This is a genomic window from Spirillospora sp. CA-128828 (genome assembly GCF_050945415.1).
GTDB lineage: Bacteria > Actinomycetota > Actinomycetes > Streptosporangiales > Streptosporangiaceae > Spirillospora.
This window is the reverse complement of sequence record NZ_CP191986.1, coordinates 5,671,073-5,685,445: the sequence shown is the minus strand read 5'-3', so window position 1 is coordinate 5,685,445 and position 14,373 is coordinate 5,671,073. Positions and strand designations below refer to the sequence as shown.

Genomic DNA, 14,373 nt, shown 5'->3' with positions numbered 1-14,373 from the left:
CGTCAGCTCAGGATCAGGTGCGGTGGACGAAGGAGATCGCGGAGGTGCCCGAGTGCCGGGCAGGCGTCAAAGCATGAACCCACTCTACGCGGACATGATCATGGCCGACGCGGGACCGCCGTGGCCGTTCTGAGCCCACCGATCGGAGTCATAGCCGGATGATGACGAGGACGATGTCGTCACGGGTTCCGGTGGCGACGCCGAGCTGGGCCAGGAGTGCGTCGGCCATGCGTTCCGGGCTGAGGTTGCTGGTGCGGCCGAGTGCGTTGGTCAAGTGGGCCAGGCTTGCGTCGATGTCTTCATCGCGGCGTTCGATGAGCCCGTCGGTATAGAGCACCAGGGTGTCTCCTGGGTCGTACTCTTGACCGGCCTGGGGACGGGGAACGTGCTCGGGGCGGGCGCCCAGAGGCGGGTCGAGGGCCTGGTCAAGCAGCTCGCAACTACCGTCCGGGTGCACCAGCACCGGGGGCGGATGGCCCGCGTTGCTGTAGATGAGCAGGTGGCTGCGCTGGTCCACCATCACCTTGAAGGCGGTGGTGTTCAGTGCGCCTTCCACCGATCGGGCGTACAGCCCCAGTACCTCCAGGGCCTGGGCGGGCCGTTCCAGCGCGCGGATGGCGGCACTGAGCGCGCTGCGGAGCATGCCCATGACGGCGGCGGCCTGCAGGCCGTGGCCGACGACGTCGCCGACCGCCACCGAGAAGCGGCCGTCGGCCAGGTCGACCACGTCGTACCAGTCGCCGCACACGTTGAGTGATCGAGTGGCGGGTAGGTAGCGCACCGCGATGTGAGGGTGCTGGTCCATGTCGGGCACGGAGAGCATGGCCTGTTGCAGGGCCACGGCGACTTCGCGTTCGCGTGTGTGAGCTTGGCGTAATTCTTCGTTGAGCTCCTGCAGCATGCGTGCCCGCCCGAACAGTTCCGCCTCCATGGCCTCGCGTTCGGTGAGCCGACGAGAGCGAGGCTGGTCGCCGGTGGCATGGGTCTGGACATATTCGGTCACGTCCTCCACCCGGTGGATGACCCACATGACCTGTCCGTCCGGCCCCAGAACCGGGGTGTTGATCACCGACCACCACCGCTCCCCGAACGCCCCGGGCGGGTTCCCGAGGGGCAGGTCGTACTTCAGGACCGCCGTCGTCTCGGGTTGCCGCGAGGCCAGGACCCGGTGCAGCGAGGCGTTCAGAGTGGTGCGCACCCGGCTGGACTCGGGGTCGGCGGGGTTGACGGGCAGCGCTTCGAACAGGTGCTGCCCGATCAGGTCCTGCCTGGTGCGGGCGGTTGCGTCCAGGTAGGCCTGGTTGGCCTCCACGATCACCAGGTCCGGGTCCAGCACCAGGTAGGGACTGGGCGTTGCGGCGAACAGCGCCGCGTAATCGATGTCCGCCATCACCGTCGCCTCCCCGCCGGTGCCGGAACCGCTCCCTTCCAGGCTAGTTCTCCCAGTTCAAATACCCGCTACAGGCCGCTGCAGAGCCCGCGGAGACCAGCTATGTCAGGCCGTACCGGCCACCACTCGTTCGGACCGGAGGACATGGCCTTCGGCGTCCAGGGCGGCGGTTTCCACGGTCTCGGGCCGGGGCCGCTGCGGACGGTTGAAGATCTGCATGAAGTAGCCGTCCGCGCGTACGGGAACGAGCTCCTGGGAACCGTCCTCGAACGTCACGAGGATGCGGGTCGCCGGAGGTGCGGCACGCCCCGCCACCCCCATCCAGCCCTCGACCAGGGGCGCGTAGTCGATCCTGAGCGGCTCGTCGCGTGCGGGCAGCACTCCGGGAGGACCGCCGCACATGGTCGAGCCGTCGGAGGTGCCCCGGGCCGTCACGCTGCGCATGTAGGTGCAGCCGCCGCCCTTCGCACCCGGGGCGAACCACCATTGCGCCAGCGTGCCGCCCGGCCCACGGGCCTCGATCACCATGCGCGCCTTGGAGGTGTCGAGCCTGCCCCAGGTGGTGTGGGGCTCCTCGCCCCGCAACAGCCCCGCGACCACGCCGGCGGGGGTGACGCCCGCGGCCCCGGCCGCCCCGGCCACCGACAGCAGCGCCACGGCTCCACCGGTCACCACGAGCCAGCGGCGGCGACGCGGGTGCGGACGGCGGCGCCGGGGGTCCGCGAGGATGCTGGCGAGCGTGCGGCGCCCCTCGGGGTCGTCGGCGGCCTCGGCGTACGCGCCGGGGTCCAGCGGGTCGGTGCCCTGGAGGAGCCGCCGGACGTGTGCCTGGTCCTGAGTCGTCATGACCGTGCCTCCTTCATCTCGATGCTCTGCCGTCCGCGGGCCCCCGCGCCGTGGTCGGCCAAGGCCTTCTCCAGCCGCCGCCGCGCGCGGTGAAGCCGCACGGCGAAGGTCTTGGGGGAGCAGCCGACGACCGCGGCGGCCGCGGCGATCTCCAGGCCCTCCCAGGCCACCAGTTGCAGGACCTCGCGGTCACGGGGGGACAGCCCGTCCAGCGCGGCCCGCACGTCCAGGGACGCCGCCACCTCGCCTGCAGGGTCGGCCTCGGACCTCCCTCGCCCGGCGGACCCGATCTGCGCGCCCAGGCGCAGCCGGCGCCGCTCGCCGCGCCGCTGGTTCGCCAGGACGTTGCGGGCCACACCGTAGAGCCAGGGCAGACGCTCGGCCGGATCGCCGGGGACTTCGGTGAACCGCCGCCAGGCGATCAGGAAGGTCTCGGCGGCCACGTCGCGCGCCTGGTCGGCATCGATCCTGCGGGCCGCGAACCGGATGACGTCCCGATAGTGGGCGGCGTAGAGATCGGAGAAACGATCTTGATCATCTCCCGCGCGTGTCTCCTTCGGTGCTCGCTCGTGATGCCCTTCTATGTCCGGCAGAGCCCATCGATTACACCGCGCGGGTCGGTCGATCGCGGCCGGCTGGATCCGGCCACGATCGCCAACTTACGATCATGGAACCTGTTGTGGAGCGTTCCGGGCCCTCCACCCACCCCCACAGGAGAGTGCACATATGAACCGCGAACGCGTGGAGTGGCGGACATGCGGCGCGTGCGCGTGGCGGGCGGCGGAACCCGGACCGTCGAGTGGAGGCTGCCCGCCTCCAAGGTGCCCGACGGGGAGCGCCTCATGGCCCTCCAGGACGTGCGTCTCGCCCTCTACGGGTTCCCGCTCGCCGACGTGAGCGCACCGACCACCCCGGCTACACCGGCACCGGCTTCGTGGCCTGCCTGAAGACCAAGGACAGCGGCGTGCGGTTCACCGCCCCGGTCAACGCCGAGGGCCGGCGGGAGCGCCCGCAAGCGGTTGTCGCCAGAATTGCAAACCATAGACGCACCATTCGTTGTACGCGGTGCGTTGGCTTCCGTCATCGCCTTCTCCGGCCCCGCGAGTTGGATAGGTTTGCCTTGGCCGTGGCGTGATCGTGTGTGTAGAGAAGGGTTTGCCCAGTGCAGGAGCAGACAAGGCGAACGCAACTGCCCAGCAGAAGCGAGCCGCTCCGGCCTGGTGACCCAGCGGTCATCGGAGCGTACGAGCTGGTCGGCCGGCTGGGCGAGGGCGGCATGGGCGCCGTCTACCTGGGCCGGGACGACGGCGGGCAGTACGCCGCGATCAAGGTGATTCGCGAGGAGCTGGCCGCGGACGAGGGCTTCCGGGCCCGTTTCCGCGACGAGGTGCGCAACGCCCAGCGGGTGGCCTCGTTCTGCACGGCGAAGGTGCTGGACCACGGTGAGGAGGTCGGGCGGCCCTATCTGGTCACCGAGTACGTGGACGGCACCCCGCTGGACGACTACATCGAGACCGGAGGGGCGCTGCCGGACGGCACCCTGCACGGCGTCGCGGTGGGGGTGGCGGCGGCGCTGACCGCGATCCACGCCGCCGGGCTGATCCACCGGGACCTCAAGCCGCCCAACGTGATGCTGTCGGTGTCGGGTCCACGGGTGATCGACTTCGGTATCGCCCGGACCACCGACGCGGCTTCGGGGCACACCCAGGCCGGGTTCGTCGTCGGCACGCCGGGGTGGATGGCCCCCGAGCAGGTGTTGCTCGGCGAGGTGTCCACGGCGGCCGACGTCTTCGCGTGGGGCTGCCTGGTGGCCTTCGCCGGGACCGGACGCCACCCGCACGGCACGGGCACGGTCATGACGATGGCGGCCCGTGCCGAGAACGGCGACCACGACCTGACCGGCCTGGCCGAGCCGCTGCGAGCGCTGGTCGAGCGTGCCCTGAACCCCGACCCCGCGAGTCGCCCGGAAGCCCAGGAGTTGCTGCTCTCGCTGGTCGGCGGCGCGGCACCCGCGGCGGCGTCGCCCAGCGCGGCACAGGCCGTCGTCGACGCCGAGCTGACCCGCAACTGGCAGGCCGAGGCGCTGCCTCCGCCCTGGATCCCCCCGTCCCCGCCGCAGGGCGTACGGACTCCGACCCGGGTCTACGAGCCGGCCCCGATGCCGCCGAGACCGATGCCGCCGCCCCATCCGGCACCGTGGACGCAGCCTCCGGCGGCGCCCCAGGCGCCCCCGAGGCGGCGACGCGGCCGTGGCTGCATGGGCTGCCTGATCGCCTTCGCGGTGGTGGCCGCGTTGCTCGTTGTCGCAGGAGTCGCGGCATATCGGTACTTCCAACCCGTCGAGGGACAGTTGAACAAGCCCGCCAGGGACGGTCAGTTCACCTTCGTGGCGTCGTCGGTCTCCTGTGGCGTCACCGTGCGCGGCCTCAGGCCCTACGACGGCAACAAGCTGTGCCGCGTCAGGATCACCGTGACCAACAACGGGAGCAAGGCCCGCACGCTCTCCGGGGACCAGCAGAAGATGTTCGACGACGGCGATTCGTCGCACGAGGCTCGGGCGATGTTGCAGGGCGGCCTCGCGGATGCGCGCAACACCGTGCCGGCCAAGGTGCTGACTCCCGGCGACAAGTTCAGTGGCCTGCTGATCTTCGAGATCGCCGCCACGGCACAGCCGATCTCCGTGGTGCTCCACGACGCCGCTCTGAGCAAGGGTGTCCGCATCCCCGCCAGGGCCAGCTGAGCGACTGCGGCGAAGGCCCGCACAGACGTCTGCGGCGCCCTGGCGAGGACCGGTTTCGTGTCACCGGCGGGCATACGGCATCACGGCACCACGGCCGGCGCCGAGCCCGGACCGGAGCCCGAGGTCGGCCTGCGTGACGTGCCGGTGCGGGTCTCAGCAGAACACCTTGCCCGCGAGGGCGTAGAGCTTGTCGATCGACGGCGGCGCGGAGCCGAGGTTGACCGACAGGTTCATCTGCCGTCCGTCGTCGGAGCGGAGCGCGTAGGTCGTGTAGCCGATGAGCTGACCGCTGTGCCCGATCATGTGCTTGCCGCAGGGCAACAGGAACTCCTGGAGCCCGAGTCCGTACGCGAACCCGGCGTCGGTGGGCCGCGTGTCGCGCATCGCGGCGAGTGTCGCGGGGGACAGCAGCCGCCCGCCGAGCAGCCCGTCGAGGAACCGGCCGAGGTCCCGGGTGGTGGAGATCATCTCTCCTGCCGCCCAGTCGAGGGAGGGGTTCATGCGGGTGGCGTCCACGGTCCGCCCGTCCGGCAGCAGCGCGTAGCCGTGCGCGTGCGGGAGGGGGAGCCCGGGCCGGTCGCCGGCGACGATCGTCTGGGTCAGCCGGAGCGGGTGCAGGACCCGCCGTTCCACCTCCTTGCCGTACGGTCGCCTGGTCAGCCGTTCGATCAGCAGCCCCACGATCACATAGTTGGTGTTGGAGTACTTCCAGGTGACATTCGGGGGATTCTGGGCGGGGGTGCGGAACGCCTGCGCGAGGAGCTGATCGGGCTTGTAACCGCGGAACCGTTCCGCCCCGCGCCACCGGTTGGTGGACCATCCCGGGTCGCTCATGTAGTCGCGAAGCAGGCTGGTGTGCTGGAGGACCTGCCGCACGGTGATCCGCTCGCCGTCCGGGACGACGCCGGGTAGGTGCTCGGCCACAGGGTCGTCCAGCCGCAGCCGTCCCTCGTCGACGAGTTGCAGGAGGACGGTCGCCGCGAACGTCTTGGTGACGCTGCCGATCCGGAAGTACCCGGCCGGATCGGCGGGCCGTCCCGTGCGGACGTCGGACACGCCCGCCGCGCCGGACCACTCGCCGCCGCCCGCAGTTCGCACACGGAGCAGGACGGCCGTGGCCGCCTTGCTTTTCACCAGGTCGTCCAGCGTCTCCTGGAAGCCGTCCTGGGACGAACGGGTACGGCTCGACTGAGGCTGCGCCGTACGCGCTTCGGGAACGGCGAGGATGGCCGTGGACGCCGCAAGGGCCGCCGCCACCGAGCCGGACACCGCGAACGCCCTCCACCGGGAAAATTTGATCATGAGTGGACGCTACGGAGGCGGGCCCGTCTCGGCCCATGGTGACGGCCACCCACCCATCCTGCGGAAAACCACACCCGAGCCCTATGGGGGCCCTGGCGAGCGGGCGCGGCTGCCGGGTCCGGGGCCGTCTTGGGCTGGGACGATGGCAGTTGGTCAGGCGGCGGTGTACTGCCAGAAGTCGCGCATCTGCCTGGGCTGGACGGGGCTGGTGGCGGCCAGTTGCGTGAGCATGATCGTGACGGTGCCGGTGGACGGAGTGAGATGGGCGGCCGTTCCGGTGCCGCCGACCCAGCCGTAGCGGCCCGGGACGTTCCACGGGTCGATGCGCTCGACGTCCAACGAGCCGCCGTAACCCCAGCCCTGGCCTTCGAGATACAGCGTGCCCGCGTGGCGCTGGGCCGGGGTCAGGTGATCGGTGGTCATCAGCCGCACCGACTCCGGTGACAGCAGCGCTCCGCCGCCGGCGAGGAGCATCCGGGCGAACGCCAGCCAGTCGTCGGCGGTCGAGACCAGGCCACCGGCGCCGGACGGGAAGGCGGGCATGGTGCTCCACTGCCCGTCGGGGCCGTCGAGCAGTTCCAGCCCGCCGGAACCGGAGCCGTAGTAGCCGGTGAAGCGGCCGAGGTCGGCGGCCGGGACGGCGAACCCGGTGTCCTTCATCCCGAGCGGCTCGAAGATCCGCTCGGCCATGAAGTCGGGCAGCGTACGGCCCGTCACCCGGGCGATCAGCACGCCCTGCAGGTCCGAGCCGGTGTTGTAGAGGAAGGCCTCGCCCGGCTGGTAGAGCAGCGGGATCTCGGCGTAGGCGGCCATCCACTCATCGGGCGGCGAGACGTACTGCGGGTCGCGGCCGTACTTCTGCTGCCCATGCTCGGCCAGCATCGCGACCTGCGGCACCGTCATCAGCTCGGGCGGCGGCCAGCCGTGGCCGGCGCGGGAGGTGAGCAGGTCCTCGACCGTGATCGGGCGGACGGCCGGGACCAGATCGTCGATCTGGCTCTGCGGCGTGCGGACGACCATCGGCGACGCCAGCTCGGGCAGCCACTTGCCCACCGGGTCGTCCAGCGCGATCCGGCCCTCGTCGACCAGCAGCATGACCGCCGCGGCGACGATCGGCTTGGTGATCGAGGCGATCCGGAAGATCGAGTCCCGGGCCATCGCGGTGCCGCGTTCAAGGTCGGCCGACCCGGCGGCCTCCACCTCGACGTGGTCGCCGCGAGCCACCAGGCCCACCGCTCCGGCCAGCGTCCCGTCGTCCACGTACCCCTGCAGGACATCGCGCAGCCCGGTCATCCGTCCACCCTCTCCCATTTGCCGTCGATGAGGAGACTCAGAGCACCTCGGAAAGTCATCGCCCGGCGGCGCGGAGATCGGCGATCGCCCCCGCGCGTTGTCCACGGTGCCCTGCTGGGGAGGTCCCGTGTTGATCTTCAGGCCGGGTCCTCGGTCATCTGTTCGAGGACCTCGATGAGGGCGGCGATGTCGCGTCGCTCGTAGCCGAGGGCGGCGGCGATACCGAGTACTTCGTCGGTGCGGTCGGCGGTGGGATGCGGGATCTGGAGCCTTCGTGCCACATCGAGCGCCAGTTCCAGGTCCCTGCGCAGCAGGCGCAGTTCGAACGACGACTCTCCGGGTACGTCCGGCACGAGCCGGGCGCGTGCCTTCAGCAAAGGTGAGCCGATCACACTGTCGGCCATCAGCCGGGCGGCGAGCTTGCGGTCGACACCCGAACGCTCGGCGAGGACGAGGCCCTCCGCGAGAGCGACCATCTGGGCGGCGAGGCTGATGCTGATCGCGAGTTTCATGGCCAGCCCCTGCCCGTTCGAGCCCACGTGTGCGGGGGTGCCGAGGTCGCGCAGGATCGGTTCGACGAGTGCGTAGCCGGCGTGGCTTCCGCCCACCATGATCGTCAGGCTCCCGGTGTCCGCCTGCGGAGCGCTGCCCGACACCGGTGCGTCGAGCATGGTCGCACCGCGCGCCTCGGCCTCCGCGGCGATCCGGCGGCTGGTGTGGGGGCTGACGGTGCTCATGTCGGCCCAGACCGTGCCGGGGGTGAGTCCGGCCAGGATGCCGTCCGGTCCCGAAGCGATCGCCTCCAGAGCCTCGTCATCGGGGATGGAACTGAGAATGACATCGGACGCCTCCGCGACCGCGCGCGGACTCTCCTGCCAGCGCAGTCCTTGCGACAGCAGGGACTGCGCCCGCTGAGGCGTCCGGCTGGTTCCGTGCACCGGGTACCCGGCGGCCAGCAGGCGCTCGGCCATCGCGCCGCCCATGTGCCCCAAGCCCACCAACCCGATGGTGGGGTGTCCGGTGATCTCCACACCGGTCTGCCCCAGCGCCTCCGGATCGAACTGCGTCATTCCCATCTGCTCCCCTTTCGGCCGGTCTGTGTTCGGTCGTCCCCATCGACGCTCACCCAGCTTCGCTTGCGAGGCACGTGCCCGTCTTCACGGCCACCGGCCGTTCCCACCTTCCTGCCAGCCGGAACCCGAACGTTGCGGTCTCCTGCAACCGGACGGCCTCCCGGCGCGCCACGACGAGCACCGCCGGCCCAGAGGGGCCAGGCATTCACCAGGGCGAACGCCGCCGGTCACAACCGCACAAAGACGGTTGCGCTGCGCAGCACTAGCGGGAGGCGACGCCGCCGTTCGTGGTGGTGAGGGGGAGCTCCGCGCGCAGGGTCGTCCCCGTTCCACGCGGGCTGTCGAGGAAGACTCCACCGCCGAGCGCCTCCACACGGTCCTTGAGTCCGACCAGGCCGGTGCCGTGAGTGAAGTCGGCGCCACCGGCGCCGTCGTCGCTGACCGCCATGTGGAGGACCGCGGCCGCGGTGTCGGCTTCGACAGTGACCGTGACGGCCGAGGCGCCCGCGTGCTTGGCCGCGTTGGTCAGTGCCTCGGCGACGACGTAGTACGCGCTGACCTCGACATGCTCGGGCAGCCGTCCCTGCACCGACAGGTCGAGGTCGACCGGGATCGGCGCACGGCGGACGAGCGTGCGCAAGGCCGGGCCGAGGCCCTTGGCCAGGATCGCCGGGTGGATGCCGCGCGCGAGCTCGCGCAGCTCGTCCAGCGCGTCGCTCGTCTCGGCGACGGCGTGGCCGAGCTCCGCGCCGAGCTCGCCGAGCTCGGGCGGCACCACCGCCTGCGCCGCGCGCAGTTGCAGAGCCAGTGAGACCAGCCGCTGCTGGGCGCCGTCGTGCAGATCCCGCTCGAAACGCCGGCGCGTCTGGTCGGCGGTGGCGACGATCCGGGCGCGCGACATGGTGAGCTCGGCCCGGCTTTCCGCATTGGCGATGGCGGTCGCGACGAGTTCCGTGAAGTCGGCCAGCCGCTGCTCCGTGTCCTTGGGCAGCCGTTCGCGCCGTGACCCGACGCCCATGACGCCCCAGACGTGACCCTCGACCACGATCGGGCTGGCGACCGCGGAGCGGACTCCCTCGAAGAGGGGCTCGGTCAGGCTCGCCGGCGTCGGCTCGTCCACGTCACGGCGAGCTGCGCGACCCGTGGCCTGGACCGACGCCATGGCCGTGCGGGGGTCGAGCCTGCCGCGCGAACCCGGTGGGGAGTGCGTGAATCCGGAGCCGCCCATCAGCGTCGCCTCCCGGTCCGGCTCGAACCTCATGATCGCCGTGCCGTCGGCGCCGAAGAGCGTGCCGACCTCCTCGGCCACCACGGTGAACACGTGATCCGGTGCCACCCCGCGGGCGACCAGCGTCGCCACCCGCCGCAAGGCGGTCTGCTCGTCGGCGATCCGGCGGAACCCGGCGTACAGCTGGGCGTTGTCGAGGGAGACGGCGAGTTGGCCGACGATGAGCTTGACACCGTCGAGCCGTTCGGTGGAGAACGCGCTGCGGATGAGGCGATTCTCCAGCAGCAGCAGCGCTCGCAGCGTGCCCCGGTTGAGGATGGGAAGGGCCAGCAGTGAGCAGTGGGTGATGCCGGTGAAGTAGGGGTCGCGGGCGAAACGGTCGTCGCTGATGACGTCGCTCACGACCAGCGGCTCACGCATCCGCTGGGCGTATCGCAGTACCGACATCGGGACCGCGCGTCCTTGACCGGGGCCGCCGGCGAGGACGGCGCCGTCGCTTCCGGGGGTCGGCAACAGCCAGACCTGCCGGTCGGCGCTCCACAGCAGCAGATGTACGTCGGTGGCGCCGGTCATCGCGCGCAGTACCTGGGCCACGCGCAGATGCAGCCCCTCGACACTGGTCTCCGAGCTCAGCGCCTGCGATACCGACAGGATGCCGAGCAGGTCGATCGTCCCGGTCGTGACGATGGAGCGGTGATGGGGAAGATCATCGGACCGCTCGCCGCGGGGCCCGCCCGTCGTGTCGGCTTGTGGCCGCAGCGTCGGGTAGGCCCAGTCCAGTTGGGCGGCCTTCGCGGTCGCCCCCCATGCGAGGTAGTCCTCCCGGGCCTGGGCGAGAAGATCGTAGCCGGTGTGTTCGGCGCCATGCGCGAGGTAGAAGCGGGCCGCGCGTTCGGCGATCAAGGCCCGGTGCCATGGGCGTTGACGCTGGGCGACCTCGCGCCGCGCGGCGTCGAAGGCGAGGACGGCGGCTCGGAAGTCGCCGACGGCCCATGCCCGCTCCGCATCGACCAGTCGCAGCAGGTGGAGGAAGTTCACCGGCGCGTCCGCGGCGCGTGCGCCGAGCCACCGCGTCACATCGTCCAGCTTGGACAGCAGACCGCCGCGCTCGTCGCCGTGCGCGGTGCGCGCCTGCCCGGCGAGGGCCAGCCCGCGCAGCAGGTATGCCGTGGCGGCCGGGTAGCTGCCCATGTCGGCCGTCAGCAACGGCATCGCCGCCGTGGTGTGCCGCGTCAGAGCGACGGGATCGTCGAGGACGGCGGCGGCGACCGCGTGACAGATGTGTTCGTAGAGAAGCGCCACTGGATTGCCGGCATGTCTGTCGATGGGGAGCGCCTCACCGACCGGGGCTCGGCCTTCGCCGCGAAGCACAGCGGTCAACCAGAGGTAGCTGTCGAGCGACTCGCGGGTCTGCTCGTTCCCTGTGCGCCGTACGAAGGCTAGGCCCGCCTCAACTTCGGCCACCAAGCCGTCCAGCGATGGCGCGCAGTCCAGCAGTCCCCTGACGGTCGTGAAGAAGGTGTAGCCGGCGTTGACATTGTCGCCACCGGCGATCAGTCCCTCGCGGGCCCGCCGTGCTTCCTGGACACCGTTCTCGGCCGGCTCGAAGCACCAGCTCTGTATGGCGAAAAGAAAACGCAACTGGGAAGTGTCGGGCTCATAGCCGCGGGCCTCGCCCAGATCCAGGAACCGGCGCAATGCCCGGTACCCCGCGGCATAGTCGCCGCGCAGCGCGATGGCGGCGAACGAGGCGATGCCGGCGGGGCCGACCAGGGTGCGGCACGGGCCGTGCTCGAACCAGATTCGCACCGCCTCCAGGCTCAGCCAGGCGTGCGTGACCGGGTCGGGGACGAGGAAGGCGGCCGGCAGGACCGCGTTGAGCAGGCGGGTCGCCGCGAGCAGCCTTGGCTCGGTGATGTCGGGCCGAGCCAGATCGTCCGCGGCTTCGGTGTGGTCCAGCCACCGGTAGAGATAGTCGAACTGGCCGTCGAGTTCATTGGCGAGCCGGTCCGCTGCCGGAACGGCGATGCCCAGCTCACGCAGCGACTCAATGCCCAGGACGACCGCGTCTGCGAAGCGCTTCCGATGAGTCAGGTTCAGCATCTGCACGCAGGTGGCGTCCGCACGCTCCAGAGTGGTGGTGCACAGCCCCTCGATCGTGCGGTACTCCTGGTCCGCCTCGTCCAGGCGTCCCAGGTTGAACAAGGCGGCGTGGCGGCCGGTGTGCAACTCGACCAGCGTGGTGACCTCACTCGGGTCGGCGAGTCGCAGCGCAGCGGCCAACAGCGCGTTCACCAGCGCATGGTCTCCGATCAAAGCCGCCTGGTCGGCGGCGCGCCGCAGCAGCCCCACCACCACCCGGCGCTCCGCGGCGTCGTCCACCACGTCTGCCACCGGCAGGTACTGCTCCGCCGCGACCGCGAACAACTCCGGCATCTTGGCCAGCCGCCGCGCCATCGCCAGTTGCAGGGTGCGTCGCCGCTGCGCGTCCAGCCCGCCCAGGATCGCTTCGCGGATCCGGTCGTGGCGAAACGACACCGCTTCGCGCGGGCCGGGCTCCATGACCAGCAGACTCGCGTCGAGGACGGGCGCCAAGCGCTGATCCACCTCGGCTGCCGGATCGCCGGTGGCGGCCTGCAACAGGCTCAGGCCGGCTCGCCCGCCCAAGCACGCCATTGCCTCCACCATCGCCCGGGACGCCGCCGGCATGGCCTCGACCTGCGCCATCAGCAGCCCGGTCAGCTCTGACTCGCCCAGGTGAGCGCGTGCGGCCGCCCCGTCCCACCGCCACCCGGCGGCCGTCCCCGCCAGCACACCGTCGCGGCGCAGCGCGTTGAGCAGTTCCACGGTCTCGTAGGGATTGCCCGACGTGTGCGGGGCGATCACCTCGGCCAACCCCGCGGCCGCCGCCCGGCCCATGTGGAGCATCTCGGCGACCATGGTGACGAGGCTCGGCAGGGGCAGGCTGGCGAGTCGCAGGTGCCGCACTCCGGCCTGTCCTCGCCACCGGGACAGCGGCGCCGCCAGCGGATGCGCCACGTCCACGTCGTCCTCACGGTACGCGGCCACCAGCAACAGGCCGTCGAACGGCTCCTCGCTCAGCACCAGATCAACGAAGCCGACCGGGGTGCGCCCCGCCCACTGCAGGTCATCGACGAACAACACCACCGGCCGCTCCCGGGAGGCGACCGCCCTCAACAACTGTACGCCCGCTCGCTGAGCGCGCACCTGGGCGGTCAGCGGATCCCCCGGATCCGGCGGCACCGCGAGCAGCGCCGCGAACTCCGGCACCACCGCGGTCAGCAGACCGGCGTTCGCGCCGACCGCCTCCAGGATCCGTTCGCGGACGTCGGCCAGTTCTTCCTCCGGCTCGGCCAGCAACAGCCGACCCAACGCCCGAAACGCCTGATTGATCGCGTCGAACTCCAGATCCCGCCGGTACGGGTCGTACTTGCCCCTCACGAACCAGCCGTCATGGTCCGTCACCACCATCGGCAGCTCATCGACCAACGACGTCTTACCGACCCCCGGCGCACCGCTGATCAGCACCCCATGACAGCGACCCGACATCGCGTCCTCGAATGCCGCCTCCAGCGCCGCCACCTCATCGTCGCGTCCCACCGGCCGCGATGGCGGCAGCAGCCGCAGCGGGAAATCGCGCTCACCGACCCGCAACGCGGTAGCGGTCGGGCGTGCACGGGGGTCCCGCAACCGCTCCAGGTCGTAGATCAGGCCTTCCGCGGTCCGGTAGCGGTTGTCCGGTTCCTTTTCCAGGAGATGCATGATGATCGCCGACAGCGGCCCCGGGAGGACCCGGTTCACCTCGGCGGGCGGCACCGGCACACGAGCCAAGTGATCATGGGTGAGCCGCAGCGGGTCTCCGGAACCGAACGGCGGTTCCCCCGTCGCCAGCTCGTACAACGTCGCGCCCAACGCGTACAGGTCGGCACGCTGATCCACCGAGCGGCCAGTACGCCCGGTCTGCTCCGGCGCTAGATACGCCAACGTCCCGACGATCTCGGTGTGGTGGGTGAACTCGGGGCGAATCCCGGTGAAGGAGGTGGCCAAGGCGAAGTCCACCAGGTACGGGGCGCCGTCGCGAGAGATCACGATGTTCGCGGGAGTGATGTCCCGGTGCATAACCCCCCGGCGGTGCATCCCCGCCACCGCCCGGGCCAGCTCCACCGCGAGCCCGATCAGGTCGTCGACGGCCAGCGGCTTTGCCAGCCCGGCCAGATTGGTGCCACCGACGTCCTCCACCACGATCGACCCCGGATACTGCGGCGCCTTCACCAGCTGCGCGACACCGCCGACATCGCGCAGCCGGTCCAGCATCGCCAGCTCATGGTGCAGGCGTCGCTGCGCGTCCGGCCCCAGCGGCTCCTTGCGGATGACCGTGCGTCCGGGGAAGAAGAGCCGAGTCACGCGCGTGCGTTCGCTCTCGTGCACTGTTTCGGCCCGAGCGGGCGGATTTCGACCCTGCAGCATTCCGCCTGTCCTC

Annotated in this window: 9 protein-coding genes; 2 read left to right on the top strand and 7 right to left on the bottom strand. The window is 70.9% G+C overall.

Annotated features, from left to right (window positions below):
- Positions 1 to 148: 148 nt before the first annotated feature.
- The 3 genes from ACQPXG_RS27700 to ACQPXG_RS27690 all read right to left on the bottom strand — a co-directional run bounded on the left by ACQPXG_RS27700 (position 149) and on the right by ACQPXG_RS27690 (position 2,820).
- Entirely contained in the window at positions 149 to 1,390 is a 1,242-nt protein-coding gene (locus ACQPXG_RS27700; RefSeq protein WP_433462040.1) for a PP2C family protein-serine/threonine phosphatase, read from the bottom strand.
- A 105-nt stretch (positions 1,391 to 1,495) separates the two neighbouring features.
- On the bottom strand, positions 1,496 to 2,236 hold the full coding sequence (locus ACQPXG_RS27695; protein WP_433462039.1) for a hypothetical protein: 741 nt from the start codon (positions 2,234 to 2,236) through the stop codon (positions 1,496 to 1,498).
- Positions 2,233 to 2,820, bottom strand: a complete 588-nt coding sequence (locus tag ACQPXG_RS27690) for an RNA polymerase sigma factor (RefSeq protein ID WP_433470063.1) — start codon at positions 2,818 to 2,820, stop codon at positions 2,233 to 2,235. The genes ACQPXG_RS27695 and ACQPXG_RS27690 overlap by 4 nt, the downstream gene beginning before the upstream one ends.
- Before the next feature lie 171 nt (positions 2,821 to 2,991).
- Between ACQPXG_RS27690 and ACQPXG_RS27685 the strand changes: the two genes are divergently transcribed.
- Complete coding sequence (locus tag ACQPXG_RS27685; protein WP_433462038.1) at positions 2,992 to 3,183, top strand: hypothetical protein; 192 nt, start codon at positions 2,992 to 2,994, stop codon at positions 3,181 to 3,183.
- A 215-nt stretch (positions 3,184 to 3,398) separates the two neighbouring features.
- Entirely contained in the window at positions 3,399 to 4,976 is a 1,578-nt protein-coding gene (locus ACQPXG_RS27680; RefSeq protein ID WP_433462037.1) for a serine/threonine-protein kinase, read from the top strand.
- Between the two features lie 153 nt (positions 4,977 to 5,129).
- On the opposite strand, the gene ACQPXG_RS27675 is transcribed toward ACQPXG_RS27680, so the two are convergent.
- The 4 genes from ACQPXG_RS27675 to ACQPXG_RS27660 all read right to left on the bottom strand — a co-directional run bounded on the left by ACQPXG_RS27675 (position 5,130) and on the right by ACQPXG_RS27660 (position 14,297).
- Positions 5,130 to 6,278: a serine hydrolase domain-containing protein gene (locus tag ACQPXG_RS27675; RefSeq protein ID WP_433462036.1), complete on the bottom strand. Its 1,149-nt coding sequence runs from the start codon at positions 6,276 to 6,278 to the stop codon at positions 5,130 to 5,132.
- 153 nt (positions 6,279 to 6,431) lie between these two features.
- A complete protein-coding gene (locus ACQPXG_RS27670; RefSeq protein WP_433462035.1) occupies positions 6,432 to 7,571 on the bottom strand; it encodes a serine hydrolase domain-containing protein in 1,140 nt (379 codons plus the stop codon).
- A 137-nt stretch (positions 7,572 to 7,708) separates the two neighbouring features.
- Positions 7,709 to 8,641, bottom strand: a complete 933-nt coding sequence (locus tag ACQPXG_RS27665; RefSeq protein WP_433462034.1) for an NAD(P)-dependent oxidoreductase — start codon at positions 8,639 to 8,641, stop codon at positions 7,709 to 7,711.
- 265 nt (positions 8,642 to 8,906) lie between these two features.
- Complete coding sequence (locus tag ACQPXG_RS27660) at positions 8,907 to 14,297, bottom strand: AAA family ATPase (RefSeq protein WP_433462033.1); 5,391 nt, start codon at positions 14,295 to 14,297, stop codon at positions 8,907 to 8,909.
- Positions 14,298 to 14,373 lie beyond the last annotated feature (76 nt).